Annotated in this window: 14 protein-coding genes; 9 read left to right on the forward strand and 5 right to left on the reverse strand. The window is 63.5% G+C overall.

What is annotated here, in order from left to right; all coding sequences use genetic code 11:
• Positions 1 to 20: 20 nt before the first annotated feature.
• From ACWA13_RS05035 to ACWA13_RS05050, 4 genes are read left to right on the forward strand one after another with little or no spacing between them, the layout of a single operon-like run.
• A complete protein-coding gene (locus ACWA13_RS05035) occupies positions 21 to 815 on the forward strand; it encodes a copper homeostasis protein CutC (protein WP_463937058.1) in 795 nt (264 codons plus the stop codon).
• Between the two features lie 21 nt (positions 816 to 836).
• Entirely contained in the window at positions 837 to 1,082 is a 246-nt protein-coding gene (locus ACWA13_RS05040; RefSeq protein ID WP_463937059.1) for a PLDc N-terminal domain-containing protein, read from the forward strand.
• A 55-nt stretch (positions 1,083 to 1,137) separates the two neighbouring features.
• The gene (locus ACWA13_RS05045) at positions 1,138 to 3,357 is read left to right on the forward strand and encodes an McrB family protein (protein ID WP_463937060.1); all 2,220 of its coding nucleotides are present in this window, start codon (positions 1,138 to 1,140) and stop codon (positions 3,355 to 3,357) included.
• A 4-nt stretch (positions 3,358 to 3,361) separates the two neighbouring features.
• Positions 3,362 to 4,609: a 5-methylcytosine restriction system specificity protein McrC gene (locus ACWA13_RS05050; protein ID WP_463937061.1), complete on the forward strand. Its 1,248-nt coding sequence runs from the start codon at positions 3,362 to 3,364 to the stop codon at positions 4,607 to 4,609.
• 56 nt (positions 4,610 to 4,665) lie between these two features.
• Here the strand turns inward: ACWA13_RS05050 and ACWA13_RS05055 are convergent, their stop codons facing one another.
• The gene (locus ACWA13_RS05055; RefSeq protein ID WP_463937062.1) at positions 4,666 to 6,336 is read right to left on the reverse strand and encodes a sensor histidine kinase; all 1,671 of its coding nucleotides are present in this window, start codon (positions 6,334 to 6,336) and stop codon (positions 4,666 to 4,668) included.
• Positions 6,337 to 6,433: 97 nt separating this feature from the next.
• Here ACWA13_RS05055 and ACWA13_RS05060 point away from each other — a divergent pair, with 97 nt between their 5' ends.
• From ACWA13_RS05060 to ACWA13_RS05080, 5 genes are all read left to right on the forward strand, one after another.
• Complete coding sequence (locus tag ACWA13_RS05060; RefSeq protein WP_463937063.1) at positions 6,434 to 7,183, forward strand: response regulator transcription factor; 750 nt, start codon at positions 6,434 to 6,436, stop codon at positions 7,181 to 7,183.
• Positions 7,184 to 7,326: 143 nt separating this feature from the next.
• The gene (locus tag ACWA13_RS05065; protein ID WP_463937064.1) at positions 7,327 to 7,854 is read left to right on the forward strand and encodes an alternate-type signal peptide domain-containing protein; all 528 of its coding nucleotides are present in this window, start codon (positions 7,327 to 7,329) and stop codon (positions 7,852 to 7,854) included.
• A gap of 62 nt (positions 7,855 to 7,916) precedes the next feature.
• Positions 7,917 to 8,534, forward strand: coding sequence for a hypothetical protein (locus tag ACWA13_RS05070; RefSeq protein ID WP_463937065.1), 618 nt, complete (start codon positions 7,917 to 7,919; stop codon positions 8,532 to 8,534).
• The gene (locus ACWA13_RS05075) at positions 8,521 to 9,168 is read left to right on the forward strand and encodes a signal peptidase I (protein WP_463937066.1); all 648 of its coding nucleotides are present in this window, start codon (positions 8,521 to 8,523) and stop codon (positions 9,166 to 9,168) included. The genes ACWA13_RS05070 and ACWA13_RS05075 overlap by 14 nt, the downstream gene beginning before the upstream one ends.
• Entirely contained in the window at positions 9,165 to 9,674 is a 510-nt protein-coding gene (locus ACWA13_RS05080) for a hypothetical protein (protein WP_463937067.1), read from the forward strand. The genes ACWA13_RS05075 and ACWA13_RS05080 overlap by 4 nt, the downstream gene beginning before the upstream one ends.
• Here the strand turns inward: ACWA13_RS05080 and ACWA13_RS05085 are convergent.
• The 4 genes from ACWA13_RS05085 to bioB are packed head-to-tail and all read right to left on the reverse strand — an operon-like array spanning position 9,671 to position 11,915.
• Positions 9,671 to 10,117: a very short patch repair endonuclease gene (locus ACWA13_RS05085; RefSeq protein ID WP_463937068.1), complete on the reverse strand. Its 447-nt coding sequence runs from the start codon at positions 10,115 to 10,117 to the stop codon at positions 9,671 to 9,673. The two genes, ACWA13_RS05080 and ACWA13_RS05085, sit on opposite strands and share 4 nt — an antisense overlap.
• 9 nt (positions 10,118 to 10,126) lie before the next feature.
• Complete coding sequence (locus tag ACWA13_RS05090; protein ID WP_463937069.1) at positions 10,127 to 10,570, reverse strand: pyridoxamine 5'-phosphate oxidase family protein; 444 nt, start codon at positions 10,568 to 10,570, stop codon at positions 10,127 to 10,129.
• A gap of 47 nt (positions 10,571 to 10,617) precedes the next feature.
• On the reverse strand, positions 10,618 to 10,884 hold the full coding sequence (gene bsaP / locus ACWA13_RS05095; RefSeq protein ID WP_463937070.1) for a biotin synthase auxiliary protein BsaP: 267 nt from the start codon (positions 10,882 to 10,884) through the stop codon (positions 10,618 to 10,620).
• A 20-nt stretch (positions 10,885 to 10,904) separates the two neighbouring features.
• A complete protein-coding gene (bioB, locus tag ACWA13_RS05100) occupies positions 10,905 to 11,915 on the reverse strand; it encodes a biotin synthase BioB (protein ID WP_463937838.1) in 1,011 nt (336 codons plus the stop codon).
• Positions 11,916 to 12,176 lie beyond the last annotated feature (261 nt).

Raw genomic sequence — 12,176 nt, forward strand, 5'->3', positions numbered from 1 at the left:
CTGGCAGGGGGAGGACGCGCTTGAAACTTGAAATTGCCGTAGCCAGTGCTGCGGGAGCCGTTGTTGCTATTGGCGGCGGAGCCCACCGCGTTGAGCTCTGTAGTGCGCTGGAACTGGGCGGCCTGACACCCAGCCAGGGGCTGGCCGAGTCCACCTTGGCCGGGCTCGAGGAACTGGCTGGTTCCCAACGCCCGGAGGACAATCCCGGCGTCCACCCGCTGATCCGTTGCCGTCCGGGCGATTTTGTCTATTCCGAGGACGATATCCGCACCATGGTTGCAGAGCTCAAGGCGCTGCTGAGGATGGGGTGCGCGGGCGTTGTGGTGGGTGCGCTTTCGTCCCATGGCGGCGTGGACCGTGAGGCGATCACGCGGCTGGCCGATGCTGCCCGGGAAACCAACCCGACGGCGGAACTCACCTTCCACAGGGCGATGGACCAGGCGGTGGATCCCCTGGCGGTGATCGACGGGCTCGCTGGCCTGGGCTTCACCAGGGTCCTCACCTCCGGCCAGGCACCCACCGCGGGAGCCGGAATCACCATGCTGCAGCGCATGGTCCAGCACGCCGCCGGCCGCATTGACGTGATGGCCGGCGGGGGACTGGCTCCAGCGGACATCCCGGCCATGCATCAGGCCGGGGTTTCCGCGGTCCATCTGTCCGCCAAGCGGATAGTGTCCACGGCCCGGCAAGCCATAGCACTGGGTACGGCCGATGGCGCCGATCCCACCGCCTACCAGGTCACCGACGAAGCCATTGTGCAAGCTGCCGCGATGGCCTGCGCAAAACTCCCAGTGAGGGAACAAAACTCCCAGTGAGGGAATGAGAAGGAGAACACCATGGCAATGAACAATAAGAAGACGTGGGGCGAGCTGTCGCCGGCCAGACGGGCAGGAGTCCTGGCCGTCGGTGCGGCCCAGATCATCCTGCTGACGTTGGCCCAACGGGATATTTCACGGCGGCCTGCAGAACTGATCCGCGGTCCCAAAGCAGCCTGGCGGCTGGCGTCGCTGGTGAATTTCGTGGGACCAATGGGCTACTTCGTCTTCGGCCGGATCAAGACGCCCACCAGCCCGGGCAGGTAGCCTCCGTGAAGACCGCGTACAGCGCGCCTCCAGTCACAACCTGTAGCTTTAACGGATGACTCCCTCTTCCAAGACCGCCATCAGTCGTGCCCCCGGGGTGTCCCCGGAGATAGAGGATGCTGCCTGGTTCGTGCTCGGCGCCGGCCTTCAGGGCAGGCCCTCAGCGCTTGATGGCCAGACCCTGACCTGGACCGCGGAGGCCGCCACCGAGCTTTTGGAGCGGCTGGACTCCGGAGTCGACGATGCCAAGTCGCCCATGATGACCAACCTGCGCGAATCCCTGGCCGAAGCGTCGCGCGGAGCCAGGTTGCTCGCCGTCGAACTTTTGTTTTTGCAGTCCCTGCCCCTGGCCCACGAGGTGAAATCCCTCAAGGTGAAGCAGGCGCGGGTGTCCGAGGCCGCGTCCTGGCTGGAGCCGCCACTGGAACTGCCGGGCGAGCTGTACAAGGGCCTGACCGACCACGGCGTCATCCGGGACCGGACAGCGGAGTTCAACTGGACCATCCGGGACCAGCTCAAGTGGCTGTGCCGCTTTGTGCGCCACGTGGACGGGCGGCAGCCGTCTGCGATTGCGAAGGCGCTGAAGGATCCGTTGAAGTTCCACGAGCTGGCCGCGGGAACTCCGGAAGACCAGCCGGCTATCCGCCGAGCGATCGAATACCTGGTGTGGCCCAGCTACTTTGAACCGGTGGTGGCGGACGTCGAGCGCCGGGAAATCCGGGACGCCTTCGCCTCACTGGTGGGCGGCGCCAACGGGGACACCGAGGAAGCCATCACGGCGGACATCCACCGGATCAGGCTGCACCTGGACGAGCAGGCCGGGCAGCGGATTGACTGGTATTCACGACAGTTGGTCAGCCAGTGGCGCAAGGTTACCGATCCAGGACGGCGTGCATGGCTGCTCCGGACCCATGGCGACCAGGCAGCCCTGCTCGACTCCTGGCACGGCGAAGAGAAGGTGACTCTGGACGTCGACCATCTCCGCCCGCTGCAGGCCGGAGTTGCCGCCGGGTTGGTCCAGCATGCTGTGGACGAGGACTGCAAGCACCTTGGCTACGTTGAGCGTGAGGACACGAAAACCGCCGTTTTCGCGTTCCTGACCGTAATGAAGCCGGGAGATCTGGTGCTGTACCAGCACGCCGGAACTGTACATCCCGGCGTCGTACTCGGTGAACCGGATGACGACGGCGAGGACCGGCGGTTGCGGCGCAAGGTGCGCTGGTTCGATGCCCATCCGGCGGCGGACCTGCCCCGGCACGTACAGCGCCAGTTGGCAACGCCCGGGATCGTGGTGGATGTGACCCGGGTGGTGCAGGCTCTTGAGACGCTGCTGCCGCCGGAGGCGGAGCCGGACCTTGAAGGAACCGAGGCGGAAACCGAGGTAGTTCCGGAAGGGTTCAGCAGACTCACCAGCAGCTTCGCGGAATCCCTCCACATGGACCTGGAGCCACTGCAGGAAATCGCCGAGCTCCTCGAAGAAAACCGCCAAGTGGTGTTGTATGGGCCGCCAGGGACGGGCAAAACCTACCTGGCCAAGCACCTCGCTGCGGAACTCGCCCGGGACAGCACCGATGAGCGGGTCAAGCTGGTGCAGTTCCATCCGTCCTACGCCTATGAGGACTTTTTCGAGGGCTACCGGCCGGACAAGACAGACGACGGCCAGGTGTCTTTCAAGCTGGTGGCGGGACCGCTGCGCCGTCTCGCAGAGGAAGCCGCCAAGCCAGGCAACGGGAAGAAGCCCTACTTCCTGATCATCGACGAGATGAACCGCGCCAACCTGGCCAAAGTGTTCGGTGAGTTGTACTTCCTGCTCGAATATCGCGATGACCGGATCTACCTGCAGTACAGCCCCAACGAACCGTTCACCTTGCCGGACAACCTGTACATCATCGGCACCATGAACACGGCGGACCGCTCCATCGCCATGATGGATGCCGCCATCCGCCGGCGCTTCGCGTTTATTGAGCTCCACCCGCAGACGGAGCCGGTCAGGGGATCGCTGCTGCGCTTCCTCGAAGCCAGGGGGCTGGACACCACGCCCGCGCGGCTGCTGGATGCGTTGAATGCGGCCATTGATGAGTGGGACCGGGACCTGATGATCGGGCCGTCCTACTTTATGAAGCCGGCGGCGCAGTCCCTCCCTGGACTTAAGCGCATCTGGAAATACGAGCTCCTTCCGCTGCTGGAAGAGCACTACCACGGCCAGCTCACCCGCGCGCAGCTTGAGGAGAGGTTCGGCCTGGACCAGTTGCTGGGACGCCTTGGAACCGGGTAACCCGATGCAGCCTGGTAACGCGCCCCAGCGCGGACCAGCACAGCCGCTCCGGCACGTGTTGCTGGATGAGCTGTCCGGCGGGATCGTGGAAAAGCTCGACGCCGGTTCGGCCGCCTTCATCAACACCAGTGGCCTGGCCCAGGTCTCACCGCTGGGCATGGGGCTGTATCGGTTGGAGCCCCATGGCAAGGTGGGTTCGGTGCGGACCCGGCAGCTGCAGCTGGATGTCCGGCCCAAGGACAGGCTGGGGCTGGAGAGGCTGCTGTTCCTGCTTAGCTATTCGGGGGAGCCCGGCTTCCGGGATGACGACGTGCATGCTGCCGTTGCTCCGGACCTGTGGGGCGCGCTGGCCGATTCGCTGGCGCAGCTGGCTGAACGTGCCTTGAGCCGTGGCGTCCTGCAGGGCTACCTCACGGTGGAGGAATCGCTGCGCACCGTGAAGGGCCGCATCCGGATTTCGGACCAGATTTCGCGCCGGCCGGGAATGCTTGTCCCGCTGGAAGTGTCGTACGACGAATTCAGCGCGGACATCGCCGAGAACCGGATCCTGCGCGCCGCCCTGGAAAGGATGGGCCAGGTTCCCGGCGTCCGCCCGGACGTGCTGAGCAGGCTGCGCCAACTGAAGGGAAAACTCGACGGCGTCACCCGGCTTCCGTCCGGCGCTCCGGTGCCGTCGTGGTCTCCCAACCGAAGGAATGTCCGCTACCACGCAGTGTTGCGGCTTGCCGTGCTGATCCTGCGGAACGCCTCCGCGGAAGCCGGTGAAGGTGGTGTGCGTGCGGCGTCGTTTGTGGTGGACATGGCCGAGGTCTTCCGGGACTTTGTGGGCGCCGCCCTGCGGGCCGCCTTGTCCGCCTACCTCGGGGATACCCGGCTTGGCTTCAACGCGCTGCTGAACGAGGCCGTGGAGGATTCGGACCGGCTCAGCGTCACCCCGGACGCCGTGCATTTTCTGGGCGGACGGCCCGTGGTGGTGTACGACGCCCGCTACGCTGCCCGGACTGATGCCGGCGCCTCCTTGTCCGGCGATCACTACCGGATGCTGGCCTATTGCACGGCCCTGCGGGTACCCACAGCGTGGCTGGTGTATTCCGGTGCGGGCGAGATCAAGCTGCGGCGGGTCTTGAACACTGATATCGACATTGTGGAATTCCCGCTGGACCTGTCCCGCCCGCCGTCGGAAATTCTGGCTGCTGTGGCTGACCTTGCCGGCCAGTCCTGGGGTGAAGTGCTGCGGCAGGCGCGGCTTTGAATCAGCTCTGAATCCGGCCCGGAATTCAGTCTTCGACGCCCGGCCTCCAGCCACTGCTAGGCCGGCAACCGGACGGTGAAGGACGTTCCCTGACCTGAAGTGCTGTGCAGGTCGATGGTGCCGCCGTGGGCTTCAACGATGGCCTTGCTGATAGGCAAACCAAGCCCGACGCCGGGGATGGTGCTGTTCCGGACACTGCGTGCACGGTAGAACTTGGTGAAGACCTGATCCTGCTCTCCGGCAGTCATTCCCATGCCGGTGTCCTGCACCCGGCACACGAGCGTCCGGTCTTCAAGCCAGGCTGCCAGGTTCACCTCGCCGCCCCCGGGGGAATATTTGATGGCGTTGGAAATGAGGTTGTCCAATACCTGGGATATGCGCCCTCCGTCCACATGGGCCTCAAGGACCGCCGGAACGTCTACGCTAAAACGGATGCCGGCCTGGACGGCCCGCGGTGTGGCCGAATCTACACTTGCCTGGATCAGTTCGGCCACGTCTACGGCCTGCGGTTGGATATGGACGTGGTTTGATCTCACCGACAGCAGGTCCGAAACCAACGTCAGAAGGCGTTCCGCATTGCGCTGAACCACTTCCAGCTGACCACGCACTGCGGGATTCAATCCGTCGGGCCCGTAAAGCACCAGTTCCAGGTACCCGATGATGGACGTCAGGGGCGTCCGGAACTCGTGCGAGACGTTGGATACAAAATCGTCCTTGGCGGCCAGGGCGTTGAGCAGTTCCGTGACGTCATTGAAGACCACCACCGAGCCTGCGAACTTTTGCTGGTCGTCCAGCATGGGTTGCGCAGTGGTGGTGAAAGCCCTTTGCTCCGGGCCGGCACCGATCCAAACAATCTGGTCCGCGAACTGCTCGCCGAGGACTGCACGGCGCACGGGACGGCGCTCGGCGTCGAGGAGGGTAGTGCGGTCTTCCCCGAAAACCAGAAGTTGGGACTCGTCCGGATCGGCAACTCCCGGGGGCGTGGCGAGCTCGTGAAGTCGGCGTTGGTGGCGGTTCATCAGGATGTCATGTCCGTCTTCATCTACTGCCACCACGCCCAGAGGAAGTGCCTCCATCACGGTGTTCAGGATCCGCTCTTGCCGAACACTGGTATCAAGGGCGGCGTTGAGTGCCTCGTCTTTCTCCTGCAGTTCCCGTTGCTGGCGCACCATGCTCAGGGTGACCACACTGACAGAGACGCCGATGCCCAGCATCAATATGGGGAACAGCAGCGGCCTGGTGAGATCCTGCGGGGTAGTTGCTCCGTGAATAAACAGCGAAGTCCACACGACGCCCAGCGGGCCGAGAAAACTAAGTGCGATGGCCATCTTCGGGTAGCGTCCCGAGGCGCAAAGCCAGATCACCGGAAGCACGACCAGCACGCTCAGGCCGGTCAGTGCGTCCTGCCCCCCTTCGCGAGCAAAGGCAATGGAAACCATGTCCAGTATAGGAATGGCCAGGAAACTGCTGAAAGGGAGCCGATCCCACGGAATTGCCATGCAGGCGCCCAGCAGGAACGCCTGGCTGAGGAGGAAAATCTGGAACAGCGGGTTCTTCAGGGTGTCGGGGAAAAACACCAGCACCAGAACGGCTGCAACGCACACCGTCACTGACAACGGCAGTTGGCTGAGGACCACACGCATCCGCAGCGTGTGCTCGTGGAACGAACGCTTGAAGAACAGGAGGCTCTGCGTCTGGCCTAAGTCCCAGGAGCTCGGGCGGTTCACGTCGTCTCCAGGGTACCGGAAGTGGGGCGGCTCATAGGCACAGCCTATCTACCGGCGGTTATACTTTCGAGAATGGGGATTCAACTGAGGGATTGGGATGAATGAGCCGCGAGTTGGCCTGGTCATTGAAGATGACCAGGACATCCGCGAGTTGGTCCGCACTGTTCTATCCCAGGCCGGGTTTGAAGTCCATGTTGCCGGCAGCGGGTTAGCCGGAGTGGATGCCGCTAAACTCCTGGAGCCGGATGTCATCACCCTGGACGTGGGGCTTCCGGACATCGATGGCTTCGAAGTAGCGCGCAGGATCCGCAAATCGTCCAGTGCCTACATCATCATGCTGACCGCCCGCTCGGAGGAGCTGGACACCCTCCTCGGGCTGGAAGCCGGCGGAGACGATTACCTGACTAAGCCCTTCCGGCCGCGGGAGCTGCGCGCCAGGGTGGAAGCCATGATGCGACGGCCCAGGGCCGCGTTGACTACCAAAAGTGACCGTGCAGACCACAGTGAGGCCCTTCAGCACAATGGCCTGGTCCTTTCGGCGGCAGCGCGTTCCGCCGTGCTGGACGGCGTCGAATTGCGGTTGACCCGCACCGAGTTCGATCTGCTGCTGGCGCTGTTGGAGGCCGGAAGGACGGTGCGGTCCAAGGCCGATCTTGCCCGGTGGCTCCGCAACGAACCCTACGACGTCGGCAGTTTTGTCAGCGAGTCGGATGAACGGGCCGTCGAGGTTCACCTGGGAAACCTGCGCAGGAAGCTGGGAGACAGCCCCCAGTCGCCCCGCTGGCTGGAAACGGTGCGCGGTGTAGGGTACCGTCTCGCTCCCGCGGTCAGCCGCAGCTACCCCTGAGAGCATCGCACACGCTATCTGCGTTGGTCGCTTAAGACCTTGAGCGAATCTTGAGCGTAACCAGCATGGATCCTTGATCTGCACCGGCGATTGTAGTTACAGGCAACGGCCGGGACAAACAATTCAAGGAAGCGGGCACTATCGTGAAGAACAAGTCAATGCTCAAAGGCGCAGCAGCCATCGCAGTCGGCGGTGCCCTGCTCCTGGGCGGCGGAGGAACCCTCGCCTGGTGGAATGCGGCAGATTCCGCTGCGGCCGGCACCATTATTGCCGGAGACCTGAACGTCAAGGCCAACGCCGGCGTTTGGAAGGACCGCACCGGAAACACCATCAACATCAATACCTACCGTGTGGTTCCCGGCGACCTGCTGACCTACAGCCAGGTCCTGGACGTCACCCTGGCGGGCAACAAGATGGCCGCCAACCTGGTGGCTGAGCGCACCGGTGCCGCAGATGGCTTCGATCCCGCAAACGTCGCAGTGTCCGCACCGAGCCTGACTGTTGGCGGCACCCCGATCACGAACCCGCTCACCACCTCCCAGACCGTCACCGCCAGCATCACGTTCGAGTTCAAGTCCAGCACCAGCGGGCGCAGTGACGTGAGCGACAGCGTGGACTTGGGCAACGTGGCCTTCACCCTGCAGCAGATCCAGCAGCCAGGCCTGCAGTAGCAGTTCTGGCAGTAGTCCGCCGCAGACCGAAAATACGAGTACCGCAACCCACAGGAGCGTAAGTGAGGATCCCCAAGAGCGCCAGGGCGGCAGGTTTGCTGCTCATAGCTGTGTTCCTGGGCCTCATGACCGTACAGGGAACCTATGCCCTCTGGTCCGCGTCGGATGCAAGCCTGCCGGGTACGGTGCAGTCTTCATCATTTATGGTGAACCTGACGGGCACCCCTTCTGGCACTACCGTTCCCATGACCATCAACGGGCAGGCAAGCACGCTGGCGCTGACCACCGGGTCAGTGCAACTGCAGGAGCTGACGCGGGGCAATTCCGTCTACGCATCCTTGCAGATAACCAACGCCAGCGACGCCGGCGGGGTCTTCGACATAGCGGTCACTGCCTCCGCTTCCAGGCTGGACAACGTGAACGGCGGAACCTTGGCCGGGCATCTCGCTCTTGAGGTGGCCGGAGCCAGTTCGCCGTCCAATTGCCCTGCTGCCACGAGCTACAAGACCCTCACTACCGGCTACACCACACCCGACATCGCAAAGGGAGGATCCACAGTGCTTTGCTTCAAGGTCACGATGAGTTCGGCCGCGCCGGCGAGTGTTGACGGCAACTCTGTGGCCATCACCATTCCCCTCCATGCCGATCAGAAATGCGGAGTTCCCCATGGCTGCGCATAGCACCCTTCCGGCGGGTACGGGCCGCCGCCCGGCTGCCGGTACCGGCACTCCACGCACGGCCGGTACTGCGGCACCCACGGCGGCAGCAGTCCGTACCGGCCGTGTGGTCCGCGGGCTCGGCGTCGTTCTTCTGGCCCTGGCCGTCATGGCGGTTATGATCCTGATTCTGGTTCCCCGGGTTACTGGTTCCCAGACCTACTCGGTGCTCACCAGTTCCATGGCCCCCAAGTACGCTCCCGGTACGTTCCTGGTGGTTCGCCCGGAGCCGTTCGATGAACTGAAGCTCGGCGATGTCATCACTTATCAGATGAAGTCCGGTGAACCAGGCGTTATCACCCACCGGATTACGGGCTTCAACCTGGCCCAGAGCGGGGAAAAGACCCTCACCACTAAGGGAGACAACAACGGTGCTTCCGACGTCGAACCGGTTCACGCAGCTCAGGTTAAGGGCAAGCTGTTCTATGCGGTGCCCTATGTTGGCTACGTAGCGAACGCTCTGGGTAACAGTGACAGGTCGAAGTGGCTCATGGTCGGCGCCGTTTCGTTGATCGCTTATGGAGGATTCAGCATCGCGCGCGGGGTCAGAGCTGCACGCGAGGACAAGACGGCCAACAAGGACGGGCAGGAGACATGAAGAAGGACTTTCGGCCGCAGGCAGGCGTCGTAGCCGTAGGAGCGTTTTGCATGACGGTGCTGTTGGGTATCGGCGGAACGAGTGCATATGCGCTGTGGGAACAAAGCTCAGTGGCTACCATGACAGTCCGAGCCGCCGGCACCACCGCCACCCCGACGCCCACTCCCACCAAAACGCCTGTCACTCAGCCGGTCATTATTACCCTGACGTGTACTGACCTGCTGAACAACACGGTGGGTCTCGGCATCTCCGGCGCGGGGTCCCCAACCTCCATGAACGTCGCGGCGAAGGTTGTTGGTGGGAGCTACGGCCTTCCCTTTGCGCTGGCGGCCAGCGCCATCAAGGTGAACCTCGGCCTGCTGAGCCCAGTGATTGCAACCACTGGAGTCGCGAACCGCAACGTCGTCGTCAAGATCACCGCAACGTATGCCAATGGCGCAACGAGCGTCGCCGAGTATGACAGCCTGAAGATCACCGGGTTAGGCACAAGGATCACGTGCCGCTAAGGCGCCGTGGCACCGCCAGTGGTACCGCCAAGAAACTCAAGCAGCTGGGATTCCAACGCTGAGGTGTTCTTCAGCTCGCACTCCCACACCGTGAGCACCTGCCAACCGGCGGTTTCCAGCTGCGCCAGCTGGCTCGCATCGCGGGTGCGTGTGCGGGTGCGCTTTGCCTCCCAGAACTCTGCGTTGGCCTTGGGAGCGTGCTGGCCTACCCGGCAATCGTGGAAGTGCCAGAAGCAGCCGTTGACGAAGATGACCTTCCGGCGGCTGGCGAACACCAGGTCCGGGCGGCCGGGCAGCCGTAGCCCGGCTGCGTGACCGTGCAACCGGTAACGGTAACCCTTGGCATGAAGGAAGCGACGGACCAGGAGCTCCGGCTTGGTGTTTTTACCCTTGATCCTGGACATGTTCCAGCTCCGCCGCTCCGGAGTCAGCTTGTCCGTCATGGGTTAAGTCTAGGAGCTGTAAAGATGCCGTTCCGGCTGCTCGCCCAGTTGGAAATGCCGGCCGCTCACAGACGTTGGCTCGATCTCCACATAGAAGTCCTTGAGCGTAGGTACCCAGGACTTCAGGTCCAGCTCCTCCGCGGCCGCGATTTCGGCAGAGGTGCCCAGGACGCGGGCGGTTCCGCGGACCACTACTGACCAGGCCTCATCGGAGAGGATGCCGTCCGCCTCGAGCAGCACTGCCGAATTGATGGTCAGCTGCGCCAACTTGTTGCCGGGAGCGGTGCGAAGGTAGATCTTGCGGTTGGAGGTGACGTAATTGACGGGGAAGATGTCAGGCTCGCCTGCCACCGAGACCACCAGGCGTCCGTGCCGGGCGCCCTCCAGGAGCTTCCAGGACTGCTCGTCGTCGAGTTCCAGGACAGGATTTTCATCTGCGTGTGTGAAGATCATGCAGCTCATTCTTCTACGTCCTGTAGAAAAGAACAACTGTGCAGCCGTCACGTTTGGGGGATCGGCTGTGCCTCCTGGAGGCGCCCGTGGCGGGAACAGTCGGCGGACCAGCCCTGCGGAGTCACCTGGACTTTCATACGCCGCCTGCACTGCGGGCAGTACCGTGGGGGTTCCAGTGCAAGGCGGCCAGCGCACAGAAGGTGAATGTCCGACGTCGGGTACTCACCGCCGCAATGACCGCAAAATTCGGCGGTTGAGGGACCTCGACAAGCTCGATCACCAGAGACTCCGGTGGTTGAGCCTGTCGAAACCATCGAAACCTTCGGCTCCCCTTTCACAGCGATTTCTGGAGTTCCTTGATGGGCATGTTCAGCTCGACCAGGAGGTTCAGGTCGGCGGTGGCGGGGCGGCCCAGCGTGGTGAGGTAATTGCCCACGATCACGGCGTTGATCCCGCCGAGCAGCCCATCGCGGGTGCCCAGATCCCCGAGGGTCAGTTCGCGGCCGCCGGCGTAGCGCAGCACCGTGCGCGGCATGGCCAGCCGGAAAGCCGCGATGGCGCGCAGGGCGTCCTTGCCGTCCATGATTCCCTGGTTTTCCAGCGGCGTGCCGGGCCGCGGGTTGAGGAAGTTCAGCGGGACTTCGTGAGGTTCCAAGGCTGCCAGCTGGGCTGCCAGCTCCGCCCGCTGCGCCAGCGATTCACCCATGCCGATGAGCGCGCCGCAGCACAGTTCCATGCCGGCCTCCTTGACCATGGAGCAGGTTTCCAGGCGTTCTTCGTAGCTGTGGGTGGTAACCACCTCGGGGAAGTAGCTGCGCGCGGTCTCCAGGTTGTGGTTATAACGGTGGACACCCCATGCGGCCAGCTGGTCCACCTGGCGTTGCGTGAGCATGCCGAGCGAGCAGGCGATGTTGATGTCCACTGCTTCATTAATGCGGTCGATCGCGAACTTGATCTGGTTCATCAGCTTGATGTCCGGGCCGCGGACGGCAGCCACGATGCAGAACTCGGTGGCGCCGCTCGCCGCAGTTTCCTTGGCAGCCTTGACCAGTTCGGGGATGTCGAGCCACACGCCGCGCACTGGCGAGTCGAATAGCCCTGATTGGCTGCAGAAGTGGCAGTCCTCCGGGCAGCCGCCGGTCTTGATTGAGATGATGCCCTCCACTTCGACGTCTTCTCCGCAGTGCCTGAGGCGCACCTGGTGGGCCAGGGCCAGTGCCGCAGGGATGGCCTCGTCCGGAAGCTCCAGCACTTCCAGCAGCTGCGCCTCCTCCAGACCCTGACCGTCTTCCATGACCTGTTGCCGCGCCACATCCAAGATGGCGTAACCGGTGTGCTCTTCCATGGTGGGCTGGCTCAAGCGTGCTCCTCGGGTGGGTGCGGTCTGGTCTCCACTGGCCGACTGGCGGATCAGCAGCGGGCCACTCCTGACGCTAATGCGCTCCGGGCCGACCTATTTTGTGGAGTGTCTACAAACCGGGGCTGTCAGTATGGTGCTCAGCGACTTAGCCGGGTCAAACAGCGGTGCATGTGTCCAAAGGCTCCGCCGGGACCGAAGCGAGGAAGCCGCGGCCGGGGCTGTGATTTCCCTCCCATTTGGAATAGG

Source organism: Pseudarthrobacter sp. TRD_SC_9, from assembly GCF_055361265.1.

Coding starts and splice junctions, on each gene's coding strand:
- ACWA13_RS05040 (WP_463937059.1), top strand. CDS start 837: ATGGCAATGAACAATAAGAAGACGTGGGGCGAGCTGTCGCCGGCCAGA.
- ACWA13_RS05045 (WP_463937060.1), top strand. CDS start 1,138: ATGACTCCCTCTTCCAAGACCGCCATCAGTCGTGCCCCCGGGGTGTCC.
- ACWA13_RS05050 (WP_463937061.1), top strand. CDS start 3,362: ATGCAGCCTGGTAACGCGCCCCAGCGCGGACCAGCACAGCCGCTCCGG.
- ACWA13_RS05060 (WP_463937063.1), top strand. CDS start 6,434: ATGAATGAGCCGCGAGTTGGCCTGGTCATTGAAGATGACCAGGACATC.
- ACWA13_RS05075 (WP_463937066.1), top strand. CDS start 8,521: ATGGCTGCGCATAGCACCCTTCCGGCGGGTACGGGCCGCCGCCCGGCT.
- ACWA13_RS05080 (WP_463937067.1), top strand. CDS start 9,165: ATGAAGAAGGACTTTCGGCCGCAGGCAGGCGTCGTAGCCGTAGGAGCG.
- ACWA13_RS05085 (WP_463937068.1), bottom strand. CDS start 10,117: ATGACGGACAAGCTGACTCCGGAGCGGCGGAGCTGGAACATGTCCAGG.
- ACWA13_RS05090 (WP_463937069.1), bottom strand. CDS start 10,570: ATGATCTTCACACACGCAGATGAAAATCCTGTCCTGGAACTCGACGAC.
- bsaP (WP_463937070.1), bottom strand. CDS start 10,884: ATGGTTTCGACAGGCTCAACCACCGGAGTCTCTGGTGATCGAGCTTGT.
- bioB (WP_463937838.1), bottom strand. CDS start 11,915: ATGGAAGAGCACACCGGTTACGCCATCTTGGATGTGGCGCGGCAACAG.